General features: G+C 52.6%; 13 protein-coding genes. 9 read left to right on the top strand and 4 right to left on the bottom strand.

Annotated features, from left to right (window positions below):
* Positions 1 to 39: 39 nt before the first annotated feature.
* Both GJJ30_RS28525 and GJJ30_RS28520 read right to left on the bottom strand, forming a co-directional pair.
* Positions 40 to 1,068: a FecR family protein gene (locus GJJ30_RS28525; RefSeq protein WP_154178560.1), complete on the bottom strand. Its 1,029-nt coding sequence runs from the start codon at positions 1,066 to 1,068 to the stop codon at positions 40 to 42.
* Between the two features lie 122 nt (positions 1,069 to 1,190).
* Positions 1,191 to 1,784 carry an RNA polymerase sigma factor gene (locus tag GJJ30_RS28520; protein WP_154178559.1) on the bottom strand — a complete coding sequence of 198 codons (594 nt, stop codon included), beginning with the start codon at positions 1,782 to 1,784 and terminating at the stop codon, positions 1,191 to 1,193.
* A 438-nt stretch (positions 1,785 to 2,222) separates the two neighbouring features.
* On the opposite strand from GJJ30_RS28520, the gene GJJ30_RS28515 reads away from it, so the two are divergent.
* The 5 genes from GJJ30_RS28515 (at position 2,223) to GJJ30_RS28495 (ending at position 9,911) form a co-directional block, all read left to right on the top strand.
* Complete coding sequence (locus GJJ30_RS28515) at positions 2,223 to 2,810, top strand: RNA polymerase sigma factor (protein ID WP_229313474.1); 588 nt, start codon at positions 2,223 to 2,225, stop codon at positions 2,808 to 2,810.
* Between the two features lie 91 nt (positions 2,811 to 2,901).
* On the top strand, positions 2,902 to 4,035 hold the full coding sequence (locus tag GJJ30_RS28510) for a FecR family protein (RefSeq protein ID WP_154178557.1): 1,134 nt from the start codon (positions 2,902 to 2,904) through the stop codon (positions 4,033 to 4,035).
* Positions 4,036 to 4,216: 181 nt separating this feature from the next.
* A complete protein-coding gene (locus GJJ30_RS28505) occupies positions 4,217 to 7,816 on the top strand; it encodes a SusC/RagA family TonB-linked outer membrane protein (protein ID WP_170299294.1) in 3,600 nt (1,199 codons plus the stop codon).
* A 12-nt stretch (positions 7,817 to 7,828) separates the two neighbouring features.
* Complete coding sequence (locus GJJ30_RS28500) at positions 7,829 to 9,502, top strand: SusD/RagB family nutrient-binding outer membrane lipoprotein (protein WP_154178555.1); 1,674 nt, start codon at positions 7,829 to 7,831, stop codon at positions 9,500 to 9,502.
* 181 nt (positions 9,503 to 9,683) lie between these two features.
* On the top strand, positions 9,684 to 9,911 hold the full coding sequence (locus GJJ30_RS28495) for a hypothetical protein (RefSeq protein WP_154178554.1): 228 nt from the start codon (positions 9,684 to 9,686) through the stop codon (positions 9,909 to 9,911).
* Here the strand turns inward: GJJ30_RS28495 and GJJ30_RS28490 are convergent.
* The gene (locus GJJ30_RS28490; RefSeq protein WP_154178553.1) at positions 9,908 to 10,762 is read right to left on the bottom strand and encodes a helix-turn-helix domain-containing protein; all 855 of its coding nucleotides are present in this window, start codon (positions 10,760 to 10,762) and stop codon (positions 9,908 to 9,910) included. The genes GJJ30_RS28495 and GJJ30_RS28490 overlap by 4 nt on opposite strands.
* A 146-nt stretch (positions 10,763 to 10,908) precedes the next feature.
* Here GJJ30_RS28490 and GJJ30_RS28485 point away from each other — a divergent pair, with 146 nt between their 5' ends.
* From GJJ30_RS28485 to GJJ30_RS28475, 3 genes are all read left to right on the top strand, one after another.
* Positions 10,909 to 12,102 carry an MFS transporter gene (locus tag GJJ30_RS28485; protein WP_154178552.1) on the top strand — a complete coding sequence of 398 codons (1,194 nt, stop codon included), beginning with the start codon at positions 10,909 to 10,911 and terminating at the stop codon, positions 12,100 to 12,102.
* Positions 12,099 to 12,485, top strand: a complete 387-nt coding sequence (locus GJJ30_RS28480; RefSeq protein ID WP_154178551.1) for a VOC family protein — start codon at positions 12,099 to 12,101, stop codon at positions 12,483 to 12,485. Before GJJ30_RS28485 ends, GJJ30_RS28480 begins: the two co-directional genes overlap by 4 nt.
* A 106-nt stretch (positions 12,486 to 12,591) precedes the next feature.
* A complete protein-coding gene (locus GJJ30_RS28475; RefSeq protein ID WP_154178550.1) occupies positions 12,592 to 13,266 on the top strand; it encodes an HAD family hydrolase in 675 nt (224 codons plus the stop codon).
* Here the strand turns inward: GJJ30_RS28475 and GJJ30_RS28470 are convergent.
* Positions 13,263 to 13,730, bottom strand: a complete 468-nt coding sequence (locus GJJ30_RS28470) for an MOSC domain-containing protein (RefSeq protein ID WP_154178549.1) — start codon at positions 13,728 to 13,730, stop codon at positions 13,263 to 13,265. The genes GJJ30_RS28475 and GJJ30_RS28470 overlap by 4 nt on opposite strands.
* A gap of 339 nt (positions 13,731 to 14,069) precedes the next feature.
* Between GJJ30_RS28470 and GJJ30_RS28465 the strand changes: the two genes are divergently transcribed.
* Entirely contained in the window at positions 14,070 to 15,533 is a 1,464-nt protein-coding gene (locus GJJ30_RS28465; RefSeq protein ID WP_154178548.1) for an amidohydrolase, read from the top strand.
* Positions 15,534 to 15,558 lie beyond the last annotated feature (25 nt).

Genomic DNA, 15,558 nt, shown 5'->3' with positions numbered 1-15,558 from the left:
TTCTTGTTTGGCGATGAGGAGGGGCTTTTTTTGGCCCAGCTACTTCCGGCAGCCGTTGCCAGTAATGGTTACCGACGTTTCATTTTGCTTCTGGAGGGTTAAGTTGTTAACTTGACAAACGTTTTCTAAGAATTTCAGTGGGTTGTCTCCGGCCTTCAGTTCACCGTAAAACGAGCATCTGGAAAGGTCAGCCTTCGTAACGATCTGTTGCGGGGAGATTTTTTGAATATCCCGCACAATGTCAGCCAGACTGGTTCCTTCGTAACGGATGTTGCCTTCTCTTCGCCGTACCAATTCCTTTGCCGAAGGATAAGCACGCATTGCAACGTCCTGTGAATCAGATTGTAAGTAAGCCTGCTGAAAAGGTAAAAGCTTCAGTTCCTTTGACGGCTCAGCTGCTGCCGAAACCGAAACCTTGCCGGTAAGCACCGTGACGGTTGCCGATTTTTCATTGTCGTACGAATCGATTCGGAAAGAGGTCCCCAAGACCCGGGTGATTAATTTTCCGGAGTTGATCGTAAAGGGGCGGTTTACGTCCCGGGTTACCTCGAAAAATGCCTCGCCATCCAGTTTAACCGGGCGCAGGTTGCCGGAAAACGTCAGCGGATATTCCAGGCTACTTTGCGGCCCCAGCCAGATCTGGGTGCCATCGGGCAACACAACTTTGTTGCGCTCGTATCGGGTCGTTATCTTTTTCCATTCACCGGTATTCCACTCGGGAATAAGCTTTTGCATCAGGAGCCAGCTCACTCCCAACACCAGCAGCACGGTAGCCGCATAGCGCAGGAAAACCGGAAAATTCCGGCGGCCAATGGCAGGTTCGGCCCGCACTTCCGTTCGTACCTGCTGATCAATTCGATTATAAATGGCCTCCAGCCGGGGTTTGAGATTCCGGTCGGCCTGCTCAACCGGCTCCTTGCCAAATTCCATTTCCGTTTGAATCAGCGAACGCAGTTCTTCTTCGTCCGCTGTACCAAAATGACGAAACAGTCTGGTCAATTCCGGCGGAGTCAGCGTCCCATCGAGAAAAGCCGGGAAAAGGTCATGGATGTCTTTTGGACTATTCAAAATGCTTTTTTCTTCCCTATATGCGCAGGATTGGAAAACACACTAGTCTAGTGCGAAAAATATTTTTTCGCTCCCGGTTTTATAGCTTTCCCAGGACAAAAGCCATTCGAACGCCGGTTGTTTTACAGAAAAAGGGAGAGAAGACTAAAAATGGAGTCTTTGTGCTGCCGGAGGTAATGGCGCACACTGGCGCTGGCTTTCACCAGGTGATTGCTGACAGTCGAAGGTGAGATTCCGAGCAGACTGGCGGTTTCTTCGTAACTCAGGCCTTCCAGTTTGCAAAGATTAAAAACTTGCCTTTGTTGCGGAGACAGTTGCCGGATAGCTTGGTGAAGCAAATCCTGTTTTTCCCGGGAAAATAGTTCTTCTTCAAAGGCGATGCGGTTTACCTTGCCGTACCACTCGATCATCTCATTCTGAAGCCGACTGTCCAGGGCGAGTTTCCGGAAGAATTGAAACACCAGGTTTTCAGCCACTTTATAGAGCCACGGTTTTAGCGGCAGACCCGGGTCGATCGTTTCCCGTTTTTCCCACAGCTTTACAAACGTTTCCTGCAACAAATCTTCGGCAATGTGGTCGACTCGGGTCAGCCGGAGAAGCCTTCTCAGCAACGCGTCAGCGTAATTTTCGTAGATCGCACGGAAAGCCAGGTGGTCGCCTTCCCGAAGGCGTGCCACCAGAAGTTTTTCCTCGTTGTTGTCAACCGAGACGTTCATAAATTTCGGATCAGAGCGATGGAAGTACGAAAAATCGTTGCCATGCTGGTAAAACTACAAAATATAATTTTCGAAATTTTAACCAGCCAAATATATTATTTTGTCATATTTAAACTAACAAAAGTGAGGTGCCTGTTCTGCGAAGGATTCACTTCACGGGTAGTTATCGAGTACAGACCCGATTCGCCTGGTCAGGCATCCGCGAATTCATACCGGTTTTTGATCGGAAAAATCAATCGAAACCGTTCGCTCTGGCGGCCCACGGCGAAGTTCACATTTTCTTACTATTAAATTGTGGCTTAAGTGCCATTTTCACTAGTCCTTTTTCTAAATTAGGAGTACATATACTCAGACAAAAGAAGAAAGCGAATCGATAACGACTCATCCTACCCTTTCAGCTAACTTAGTAACATGCCCAATCTGCCTGAGACCAACAGATTGCGAGATTCTCAACTCTGGAAAGATCTTGTGCTTGGCAATGAGCAGGCACTTGGATCGCTCATGCGGCTTCACTACCGGTCTTTGCTGAATTACGGCCAGAAATTTATCCGGGATGAAGAATTTCTCAAGGACTGTATCCAGGAATTGTTCATCGAAATCTGGAACCGGAAACTCACCCTGTCCAGCCCCGACAACGTCAAAGCCTACCTCTTTTCGTCGCTCCGACGCAAGATTTACCGGGAAGTTAACAAGCTCCCGCTTTTTTCCCCCCACGAAAGCGCAGACGGCGGGGACAGCAGTGTTCACGTCGAATTTTCCCCGGAGTGGTGGCTCATTGAAGAAGAAAGTCTGGCCGAACGAACCCAAAAAATGGGATATCTGCTCAACCTCCTCCCCAAACGCCAGCGGGAGGTGATCTATCTAAAATATTATCAGGAACTCAGCCGGGAAGAAATAGCGCAGGTCATGACCATTTCTCCCCAAACGGTTTCGAACCTGATCCAACTGGCTTTCATGAATCTCCGGGACCGTATGAAAACGGTTGCCATCAGCCTCCTCGCCATTCTAGGCCTATTTCTGAGCTAGAAAGGGCTCTTTTCATAAATTTTAAAAAAATAATACAAAAATCTGGTATGTGAGACGCATTCCCTGCATCTCATCATTGAAGCGCATTGCTATGACCGACTATCGCAAATACACCATCGAAGATTTTCTGACCGATGCTCCGTTCCGGGCGTGGGTTCTGACCGACGACACCCAGGCGGAAACGTTCTGGCAACACTGGCTGGCCGAAAATCCGGACCGGTCGGAAGTGGTTCAGGAAGCCAGGGCGCTTTTGCTGGCAATGGCCGAAAAAAGACAGACGGTTTCCGATGTTGAACTCGATGAGATCGTGGAAGGCACGCTGGGCAAGCTCAATAGTGAACCGGAAACGAGCCAGCCGATTGGTCGGCCCATGTACCTGGTGTGGGCGCGGGTGGCGGCCGCCGTCCTGGTGGTGGCCGGACTGGGCTGGCTGGTGTTCCGGTTTCCCGAACGAGCGGCTTTGAATGCCGTCGCCACCACCTCAGCCCCGTCGGAAATCCGGGTGGAACGGCGGAATGACACGGATCGGCCGATGACGGTTTTGCTGGAGGACAAGAGCACCGTAATCCTGCAGCCGGGCAGTCGGCTTTCGTTTAGTTCGGCCCTGGAAAATGCAGCAAACCGGGTCGTTTACCTCGACGGCGATGCCTTTTTTGACGTCGTGAAAGATCCGGCGCACCCTTTCTTTGTTTACTCGAACCAATTGGTTACCAGAGTATTGGGAACTTCGTTTCGGGTAGTTGCCTACGAGCGCGAAAAACAGGCTTCGGTGAGCGTGCTCACGGGCAAGGTTGCTGTATTCGCGAAAAAAGACCTGGAAAAAACGGACCAGATGGCAATCCGGCCGGAGGCCGCAGAGCTGGTTTTGTTGCCCAACGAACAGGTTACGTTCAGTCAGAATAAGGGGCGGTTTACAAAATCAAGGGTTCAGGGACTCGCTGACCGCTATCAGGCACCCCGGTTTTCGTTTGACGAAACACCCGTTACGGACGTTTTTTCGGCTCTTGAAAAGGAATACGGGATCGACATCGTCTACGAACCTGCAACGGTGGACGGCTACCTGCTGACCGCAACATTTTCCGAAATGAGCCTGCATGACGAACTGGATCTTATCTGTCGCATTATCAAAGGCACTTATCACATTGAAGACGGGAAAGTGATCATTGAAACTGATCAACAATTACCCGCAGAAGAATCAAACCATTCACGAAACCCTACTTTATGAACAAAACCTGATCTACAAAAAACGAATGGTTTCGCAACCATCCTGAATCCTAAATTCCTTTAACCTCTTTCGTTGAATAGCCCCCGGCCCCGGTAAACACAGTTTCCCAGGCAGTAGGGGTTGTAAAATCACTGAAAATATGAACCCAAATCAGCGTTTCAAAACTCTTTGGCGCACTTTTATGAAACTATCGATACTCCAGCTCTGTATCGCCCTCGTCTTTTCCAGCCTTTCTTTTGCCGGTGCCGACGCGCGCGGGCAGGAAATCCTTGAAAAAAGAATAAGCCTTCAAATGGAGGGCATGACCCTGAAAAAAGTGCTCTCAGCGCTCGAAACCCGGTCGGACGCCCGGTTCATTTACAACCCCAGCGAAATTCAGTCGTCGCTGGAAGTAAACGTATCCGCCCGCAACGAGCGGTTAAGCGATGTGCTGATCAAACTGCTGAGTCCGTTACAGACGTCGTTTGAGGTGAAAGGAAAACAAATTCTGCTCTTCAAAAAGAGCACTTCCACCCTTAAGGCATCGGGAGCGATGGACATCGCGGTGGCTGAAACGCGCACGGCTCCGGCAAAAACCGTAACCGGGGTGGTGACGTCCAACACCGACAAGGCGGGAATTCCCGGCGTGAACGTCATTCTGAAAGGGTCCCAGTCGGGAACGACCACCGATGCGACGGGTAAGTTTTCTCTCGACGTCACCGGCGAGGGCGCCGTGTTGATCTTTTCCTACATCGGTTTTCAGACGCAGGAAATTCCGGTCAACAACCGCAGTGTGATCGACGTGGTGATGACAGAAAGCGTGAATACCCTGCAGGAAGCCGTTGTAACTGCTCTTGGGATCAAGCGCGATAAACGATCGCTGGGCTACTCCGTAGGCACGATTGAAGGCACGTCCGTGACCCAAACTCCGCAGAACAATGTGTTGAACGCGATGGCTGGCAAGGTGGCCGGTGTTCAGATTTCGCAGTTGGGCGGGGGCGTTGGGTCGTCGGTGAGCATGATCATCCGCGGGGCCAACTCCCTGAACGGCGACAACCAGCCATTGTTTGTCATCGATGGTGTACCAGTCGCCAACAAACTCTCCAACGGTTTTGCGGGTGCCGACATGGGAAACCCCATTTCCGACATCAACCCGAACGACATCGCCAACGTATCCATTCTGAAAGGACCCAGTGCCGCAGCCCTGTATGGTTCACGAGCCGGTAACGGGGTGGTGCTGATCACGACCAAATCCGGTGCGGGAGGGAAAAAAGGAATTGGGGTATCCCTGAATACAGCCGTGGTAGCTGACGTACCGCTGCAGTACGTAGCGGTTCAGAACAAATTCGGATCGGGAAAAACCGGTGCGCACATTCTGGAAGAACCGGAAAACGAAAGCTGGGGCGCGGCACTCGACAAAGGCGAGCAGTGGGTATTGTGGAACAGCAATGGCCAAAAAGTGCCGCTGGTCTCCTATCCCAACCGTTTCAAGGATTTTTTCCAGACCGGGATTACCAATACGAACAACGTTTCGGTCAACGGGAACTACGATAAGGGGAATATCCGGCTGTCGCTCGGGAATATGAAGAATACCGGAATCATCCCAAACACGGATCTGTACCGCCTGACGCTCGCCCTGAACACCACCTACAACCTGACGGACAAGCTGCGGGCTTCGGTGAATATGAACATCACCGAATCGGGTTCCAATAACCGGCCGATTATCGACCAGAGCCGCAATGACGTCGTTCGGAGTGTGTACGAAACCGGTGCTCAGGTAAACATCAACGACCTGCGCGACTACTGGCTTCCCGGCCAGGAAGGCATCGCCCAGCGGAAATACAAGGACAAACAGAATAACCCGTTCTACCTCGTGTACGAAAACCCCACCGGTTTTAAGCGTGACCGGGTGGTGAGCAAGATTCAGCTCGATTACGACATCACGAAGGAGTTTTCGATCACAGGCCGGTACTCGCGCGACTCGTACGAAGAGATTCAGGAAGCCAAAAAGGCCTACAACAACTTCGAGGCTGTGAACGGGGCTTACCAGATTTCGAACAACTACAACAAGGAAACCAACCTTGACCTGCTCCTGAATTACAAGAAAAGCTTTGGCGACAACTGGAGCCTGAACGCACTGGCGGGTGTAAACCGGCTGGAACAATACGGACGGAGTCTGGCGACGTCGGCAACGGCCCTCGTGGTGCCCGGCGTTTACAACATTTCCAACGGCGCTCCGGGGGCGGTTTCCTACAACAGCCTGCTGAACCGCAAGAAACTGTACGGCGTGTACGGATCCGCTTCCATCGGGTTCAAAGACATGGTTTATCTCGATCTGACCGCGCGTAACGACTGGACCAGCACCCTGCCGAAAGGAAATAACTCCTATTTCTACCCGTCGGCTTCGCTCAGCCTGATCGCTTCGGAAATGTTCACCATGCCCCGGTGGGTGAGCTTCGCCAAACTACGGGCGGGTTACGCGCAGGTGGGTAACGACGTTGCGCCGTACTCATACAGCCGGATTTACCAAACCGCCCTCGACTGGGGCGCAGCCAAGAGCATGTACATGGGCGGAACGCTCACCAACCCGAACCTGAAACCGGAAATTGCCACCTCAAGCGAGATTGGTGTTGACCTGAAATTTTTCAACAACCGGCTGGGATTGGATGCAACGTTCTATCAGCGCGGTAACAAAAACCAGGTTCTGTCGATCGTAACGCCGATTGAATCCGGAGCGAATACCAAACAGATCAACGCCGGACTGGTCGAAAGCAAAGGCTTCGAACTGGCCCTGTACACGACACCGATCAAAACGGATAACTTTACCTGGGACATGAACTTCACCCTGACCCGGAACCGTACCTACATTACCCGGCTGGCGGACGGAATCAAATACTTCTCCTTCGTGTCGTACTCCGGCGCCGAGGTACGGACGTACGAAGGAGGCCAGGTCGGAGACATCTACGCGGCCCCGATCCTGCGGGTGAAGGACACCAATTCGCCGTACTATAATTACCCGATTGTCACCAGCGGTGGTCTTTATCAGACCGACAACGATGTGAACAACCTGAAAAAGATCGGGAACTTCAACCACAAGTTCCTGATGGGCGTTCAACCCTCGATCACGTATAAAAACATTACGTTGTTCGCGAACGTAGACTGGCGCCTGGGCGGGTCGTTCTACTCCAACACGATGATGTTCCTGGGTAACAATGGTCAGCTGGAAGAAACCCTGACCGGCGAAACCTACGATCCGAGCAAAAGCCTTGCCGAGCAGATCAAGGCCAATCCGGACAAATACCTGGGTAGCTGGGTCGGTGGCCGCAATGCCGAATACCACGGTTTTGCCTGGCCGGAAGGAAGTGTGGAAGCGGGCCGGCGGGTGCAGGATGCCAGCCTTAATCCGGGCGTTCTGGTAACGAAAGACGCCAGCGGCAACACGGTTTATACCGAAAACCTGGGTGGTCCCGGCAGCAAATGGCTTGACCCTTTCAGCGCCTACCGATACGCCAATCGCCCCTTTGCCGAAAAGAACATGTACAGCGCCACGTACGTGAAGGTGCGCGAAATTTCGATCACTTATCGCCTGCCCAAAGCTTTTGTCAACCGGTTGCGTTTGCAGAATGCCTCGGTTGGATTCGTCGCCAACAACATCTTCATGTGGACGGCCGCGGGCATCAAGGGACTTGATCCGGAACGGGCTTTCCGGCCCAACGGTGTAGGCTGGTCGCAGGGCGTGGAATATTACAACGTTCTGCCTTTCACGGGTTCATTCGGGGCAAAATTGAATGTAGACTTTTAATTGGAAGTGAAAATGAAAACGATAAAAGCATTACGAATTCCCCTGCTGGCGATGATGTGTCTGTGGCTATCCGCCTGTCAGGACCTTACGGAAATCAACAAGAATCCCAACAGTCCCGAAAATGTGTCTTCCAACTACGTTCTCACTTATTCGCTGGTCAATAGTGGAAAGCTGATCTTCGGTTTGGGCAAGAACAGTTCCAAGATTGCGGCTGCCATGCAGTACATGCAGGCCGGAACGAACGAAGGGGCCGCCGAGACGAACCAGTATGCCTGGACCCAGGAAGCCTGGGGCGGTTATTACGATATCCTGCGGAACGTGCAGATCATTTACGACAACGGCGTGCGGGATGACAACAAACTATTCCAGGGCATCGGCCTGACCATGAAATCCATGATCTACGGTTTGCTGACCGACCTCTACGGCGATATTCCGTATTCCGAAGCCCTGAAAGCCAGCGATGGATCATTTTTCCCGAAATACGATAATCAGGCGGATGTCTACAAGGGCATCATGACCGATCTGAAAAAAGCAAACGAGCTGCTTCAGAACCTGACGGCCAAGGATGCAGTGAGCGCTACTTCCGACGTGATGTATAAGGGAGATGGTGCCAAATGGCGGAAGTTTGCCAATTCGTTACGGCTGCGCTATGCCCTTCGTCTGGCGGATAAAAAGGCGGAAATGTCGGCATTGGGCATTAACCTGGAAACCGAGTTCAAGGAAGCGGCCGCTGGTGCATTTACCAGCAAGGCCGACGACGCAACCCTCGCGTTTCTGGGTACCAACTCCGACAATGCCCAGCCCGGTGGCCCGCTGGCCTCGGCTACCTTCAACTGGCTGACCAAACCGGCAAAACCGCTGGTCGACAAGTTACTGCAACTGAAAGATCCGCGCTTGCAGCGCTGGGCCAATCCGGTACGGAGAAAGTGGGATGCCAACGTGAAAACGGAAACCACGAAGTCATTCACGAACCAGTTCGGGGAAACGTATTCGGTGGTTTATGTGCCGAGCGTGGCTTCCAGTGCCGATACCAACCTCTACGTTGGTCTGCCGGTCGGTTTGCCTATTACGCAGGGCATCGTTTACAACAAGGGAAATGATGTGGCGGTGTATCCCAACGAGCAGAACCCCTACATTTCGTTCATTCACGACCGCTACCGGAAAAATACCGATCCCTACGTCGCGATGAATTTCATGAACTATCCCGAGGTTGAGTTCATTCTTGCCGAAGCGGCTTTGCTGGGGACTTTCGGCGCGACGGATGCGGAAGGGCACTACAAAAAAGCGGTTCAGGCGTCGATGGACAAAGAAGGAGCGCTGGCAGCCACCGGATTCAACTTCGAAACGTATTATGCGCAACCGGGCGTCAGTTATGCCGGGGCAACCAACAAGCAGGAACGGATTTTAGAGCAGAAATGGATTTCGTCCTGGTTCAGCGTCCAATCCTGGTTCGACTGGCGCCGGACGGGCTATCCCGCGCTGAAAACCGGTCCGGTGGCCCAGTTCGGCGCGGCCCTGCCGATCCGTTACATGTACCCAACACCCAATCTGGACCCCAAATACATTGCGAATTACACTGAAGCCGTGAGCCGGTTGGGAAGTACCAATTATATCCCCGCAGGCCAAAGCAAGGATCACCACTACGCCAAAATGTGGCTCATCCAGGGAACGAACAAACCCTATTAACAAGGAAGCCCGGTCCGAATACGACCGGGCTTTTTTCAATTCCCGGACAGCAGTTTGCCTTATTTGTAAGTTTGGGCCGAGCCATATCCAGGTAAAAAGGGCAGCTTTGTAATCAGGTTATTACTCCTTCAGCCGCGCCCGGATTTCGCTTAAGGTCTGTTCTTTCACCAACTTACCACCAATGCAAACCGTCTCAAGCAGACCGGTTTTTCCTTCTCCCGAGTCACCTGATTTCCATCACCAACGCACCGGTTTCATCGCTTACCAGTCGAATAAGCACTTTATCACTTTTCTTCGTGCCGTCGTCGGTTTTGGGATCTTTAAAAATCGCCCGCCCTTCGCCGTACGTCGCTTTGACGTCAAAGCGAATTTGATGGTCTCGGAAATCGGCATGAGATACAGTTTTTAGCCCTGCACCGTCAACGCCCGCCGGTACATGCCCGGCGTCTGGCCCGTTCGCTGCTTGAACACCTTGTTGAAATGCGAGAGGTTGTTAAAACCGCTGTCGTAACAAACATCGCCAATGCTGCGCTCGCCCGCCAGCAGTTTTCGGGCCTGCGTAATCCGAAATTCGTTGACAAAATCCGTGAAGGTCATCAGCGTCATTTTTTTAAAATACCGGCAAAAGGCCGGAACAGTCATGTTAGCGAGCGAAGCTACGTCCTGTATGTCAATCGGTTGTGAGAAATGGGCTTCGACAAATCCGTAAATCCGGTTGATCCGGTCCTGCTCCCGCCCGTTCAGATCCAGACTAATACTTTCCGCATTCAGCAGTTGGTATTCAGTCGAAACCGCCAGTTGCTGGAAAATCGTCAGTAACGCCAGCATCCGTTCAAACGGCGGCAATTTCACCAGCGAAGCGACCTGCCGACCCACCCGCTGCTTCGTTTCGCCGAAGAACGACATGCCCTGGTGCGACCGGTCGAATAACCGCCGAACGGCGGCCAGTTCCGGTTTTTGCAGGAAATCCTTGCCGAGAAAATCTTCGCGCAATTGCACCACAATTTCTTCAAACTCGCCCACCACGCCATGCCCGAAATTCAGGTGCGGCAAATTGGGACCCAGAAACACCAGTTCCCCGTCCTGATACGACGAAACGTGGTGCCCGATGTGCCGCTTTCCGTTGCCGCGCGGAATGTAAACAATCTCGTATTCAGGATGATAGTGCCAGTACACCCAGCAACTATCCGGCTCTATGTGGTGAACCAGTTTACAGGAACTGCCGAATTCCGGTTCTATTTTTTCAAACTGCGGTTTCATCGTTTTTGCCTAAATAGATGCACTATTAACATTTTATTAATCTTTACTGGAGCATTAAAATCAATACAGCACCAAAATAAGGTAATTAAACTAAAACCCAACTAAGAAAACCGCCTTATTTTTGCCAACGAATTATCCAGCACGCCATGAATCTATCTCTCGACGAAAAACCGCAATCCGCCCCAACGCTCACCCGAAGTCTGCAAAACTTCTTTCTGAACCCGCAGGCACGAGCCGTCGGCCTGGTTTTTACGACGGAAAGTCTGCTGCTCGGCGGTTGGGTAGCGCACATTCCGTACGTCAAAAGTAAGCTTCACCTGACCGACGCCAGTCTGGGCATGGTGTTGTTTGCGATGCCCGTCGGATTGCTGCTGATGAACCCATTTTCGGGCTGGATCGTGGCCCGACTTGGGGTAGCCCGAACCTGCTTCCTGAGCGCCTTAACGCTGTGTGTCAGCACATTGCTTCCAATAAATGCGCCCAATATTGCCCTGATGGCACTCGGGCTATTCTTTGTTGGGTTGAGTGCCGCGTTGCTGAACGTGGCCATGAATACCTGCGCGGTCGATGTCGAGCAGGCCAATAACATTCAGATCATGTCGTCGTGCCACGGGATGTGGAGTCTGGGGGGCATGGTTGGCTCCGCGCTGGCCGGTATTCTGATCTCGCTGCACGTTTCACCATCGGTTCACATGCTGGCGATGACCATTGCCCTGTTGCTTTTAACCTTTGCCCTTCGGCCCATTCTGGCCTCGATTCCGACACAACCACCCGCCGAATCCTCGGCCGCATTCGTACGTCCGAACACCCTGCTGTTGCTGATGATCATCATCGGTTTGGGGGTGGCAATGGGCGAAGGTGCGGCCCTGGACTGGAGTGCGGTTTACCTCCACGAATCGGCGGGGGCTTCGAGCCAGATTGCGGCTCTGGGTTTCGGCTGTTTTTCGCTGGCCATGACGCTGGGGCGGTTTATGGGCGACGCCATTATTCCCCGGTTTGGTGCCAAATTGATTCTGAGTCTGGGCAGCCTGGTGGCGGCCTCCGGGTTGCTGCTCGCCATTGCGGTTCCCATTTCGATCGTTGTGCTGACCGGTTTTGCATTGCTGGGCGCGGGCTGTTCGCTGGGGGCTCCGATTTTATACGCGGCTTCCCTCCGTGTGCCGGGCATTCCGGCGGCAACGGGTCTGGCCACTTTCGCGACCTTTAGTTTCATCGGTTTTTTGGCAGGTCCGCCCGTCATCGGCCTGGTTGCCGAAGCTTACGGGCTCAATTACGGTCTGGGATTGGTGGTTGCGCTGCTGTTCATTTGCGCCGGAATTTCAAGAAAGATAAAATTATGATTGCACACCTGGCTATCTGGACGCAGGATCTGGAGCGGATTCGGGCCTTCTACGAGACGTATTTTGGGGCAACATCGTCAGCAATTTACCAGAATTCCGCCAAGCAGTTCAGTTCATATTTCCTTTCGTTTGGCGAGGGTTGTCAGCTCGAATTGATGCACCGGCCCGACGTTCCGACCGACTCAACAGACCCGCTGGTTCAACGAACCGGTTTGATTCACTTTGCGGTTTCAGTTGGTAGTCACCGGCAGGTCGATTTACTGACTAACCGCCTGAAAACCGATGGTTTTCGTGTCGTCGACGGCCCGCGAACCACCGGCGACGGTTATTACGAAAGTGTCGTTCTCGATCCGGAACAAAACCGCATCGAAATCACGATTTAATTATACCAGGCAATGAATGAGGGAATCCGAATTGTGTTCTACGGCAACAATTCACTCACCAGGCGGGCAACCCTGGCATTCATTCGCCCATTCACTCAATTACAACATGAAAGCAGTACTCTTTGACATGGATGGCGTGATTGTCGATACCAATCCGCACCACCGCCTGGCCTGGCGTTCGTATTTCGAACGATACGGAAAACCGCTCACCGACGCCGATTTTGTGCAATATGTTTCCGGAAAACACAACAATGATATTCTAAGTCACCTGTTCCCGGACCGCAGTCTTTCGTTGACCGAAGCCCGGCAACTGGCCGCCGAAAAAGAAGCACTATTTCGGGAGCTATATTTGCCGGACATCCAGCCGGTTGCGGGTCTGGCCGGTTTTCTCCAACTGCTCCGAAACTCCGGAATTCGGACGGCAGTTGCCACCTCCGCGCCGGTCGAAAACCTCGATTTCGTGATGGATACCCTGAATCTGCGCGCGTATTTCGATGTTTTGCTCGACGAAAGCAAGGTTTCTCATCCCAAACCCAACCCGGAAATTTACCAGAAAGGGATGCAACTGCTGAGTGTTGAACCCAATGAAAGCGTGATTTTTGAAGATTCGACCACGGGCATACGGGCCGCCAAAGCGGCTGGCGCTTACGTAATTGGGTTGACTACCACGGATTCGGCGAAGGAACTGATCAGCGCCGGAGCCGACGAAGTGATTGGCGATTTCACCGAACTATCGCCCGACCGTTTTCAGGAATTAGCAAACCGCTCGGTATCCGTTTAGGAAGCGGGTAAAACCGTTACGGCATCTCCCAATCGAATCGTTCCTCCCCGGATCACCCGCGCCGTCAGGCCGCCGTGGCCGCGCATGGCGTTGTAGCCACCCGGTCCGAGGTTGATTTCCATGCGTGTACAGGGATGACAAAGGCCGGTAATTTCCAGAATAACCGCATCCCCGATCTGAATCTGGTGGTCTTTCAGCGCCAGCAGATTCAGACCGGAAACGATGAGATTTCTTCGTAACAAAACCGGGTCGACGGTTTCCCGACCAGTCATGGCGGCCACGGCGGGCAGGTGCTCGGCCTGGATCAGCGTGACGTGCCGATTACCGCTGCGACCGCTGTAGTGGTCGCCCACCAATCCTTCTTTTTCCGAAACCGCCACCTGCGCCACAATTTCCAGCGGTTCGTTCCGAACGGGCCGAATACCAATCCATTCCAACCGGCCCGCGCGGGGAAAAGTTTGCATCAATTTCTTCAACTGACTTTCCACAATTCATCCATTTAGTACTGCCTGAAAATCTATTTAAATAGTTAATGGTTTTTAGTTTATCGTCTATGGTTGAACTCAACCAACTATAATTGTGCAGATTGAACTAAAAACTATAGACCATAAACCTTAAACTCATTTTAACCAACCGTTCACTTCTCCGTCCAGAATACAACAACCACAATGGTTCGCCTGTTTGGCGTACTCTTCAAATAAATCCTGTATCAACTTTAATCTTAGTAAATTATCTCCATCAATATGCATCTTTGTGCCGGTTCCTAGCAGTACGGCGACTACACCGGTTTTTAAACTTGGCTTATGCGAAAAATTACTTTTCATCAACTTGGGATTCTCGCCCTGAGCCTGTTCGCGACGCAGCTTCAGGCGCAATCGACACCGACGAAGGAACAACGGGAAGTCATGGCGGGCCTGGATAACAAATCGGCTCATTACGGCACGCTTTCCAAACAAATCTGGGACTGGGCCGAGGTGGGTTACCAGGAAGAAAAGAGTTCGGCCCTGTTGCAGCAGGAACTGACGAAAGAAGGTTTTACGATCAAAGCCGGCGTCGCGGGCATTCCGACGGCTTTCGTGGCAACGTTTGGGAGCGGAAAACCGGTCATCGGCATTCTGGCCGAATACGACGCGCTGCCGGGAATTACACAGGATGCCACGCCCGAACGCAAACCGATCGACTCGAAAAAATCCGGACACGCCTGCGGGCATAATCTGTTCGGCCCGGGTTCGGTGGCATCGGCCGTTGCGGTGAAAAACTGGTTGCAGAAAACCGGCAAAACCGGCACAATTCAACTGTACGGAACACCGGCCGAGGAAGGCGGTTCGGGAAAGGTGTACATGGTGCGGGAAGGAATGTTCAACAACACCGATGTGGTTTTACACTGGCACCCCGCCGACCGGAACGGGGCTGATCCGTCGACATCTTTAGCCAATATTACTGCTAAATTCCGGTTTCGGGGCATTGCCGCCCACGCAGCAGCTTCGCCGGAGCGGGGCCGATCGGCGCTCGACGGCGTGGAGTCGATGAATTACATGATCAACATGATGCGCGAACACATTCCGTCGGACACGCGGATTCATTACGTGATCACGAAAGGCGGAGAAGCGCCAAACGTCGTGCCCGATTTTGCAGAGGTCTATTATTACGTTCGTCACAAAAATCGCACGATTTTGCAGGATGTCTGGAAGCGGATGGTGAAAGCCGCCGAAGGAGCCGGGTTGGGTACGGAAACGAAAATGGAATACGAAATCATTGGCGGGGTTTATAACCTGCTGCCGGTGGAATCGCTTTCCAAATTGATGCACAAAAACCTGAGTCTGGTCGGTGGAGTGGCCTATTCGCCGGAAGAAACCAGATTTGCCGAGAAACTGGGGGAATCCTTCGGGACATCTTTTGGCTCGATTCGGAAACCGGGAGAAGCCGCCACGGTTTCGCCCTTTTCGAATAACGACCTGTTGGGCAGTGCCTCCACCGACGTGGGCGACGTCAGTTGGGTGGTTCCGACGGTCGGTTTGTCGGCAGCCACCTGGGTGCCGGGAACGGCGGCTCACAGCTGGCAGGCCGTCGCGGCCAGCGGCACGAGCATTGGCGTCAAAGGCATGATGGTTGCGGCCAAGTCACTGGCTCTGACCGCCATTGACCTCTTCAAAGACCCGGCGCTCATCCAAAAAGCCAAAGCCGACTGGCAACAGGCCCGGGGTGCCGACTTCAAATACGAAGCTCTGCTTGGAAACCGAAAACCGGCGCTGGATTACCGGAAGTAAATTTTGAAGGATTGTCTCGCAGAGT

The sequence above is a fragment of the Larkinella terrae genome, assembly GCF_009668025.1.
GTDB classification, from domain to species: domain Bacteria; phylum Bacteroidota; class Bacteroidia; order Cytophagales; family Spirosomataceae; genus Larkinella; species Larkinella terrae.
Note: the sequence above shows the minus strand (reverse complement) of the source record. Positions and strands in the feature narration are given on the sequence as shown.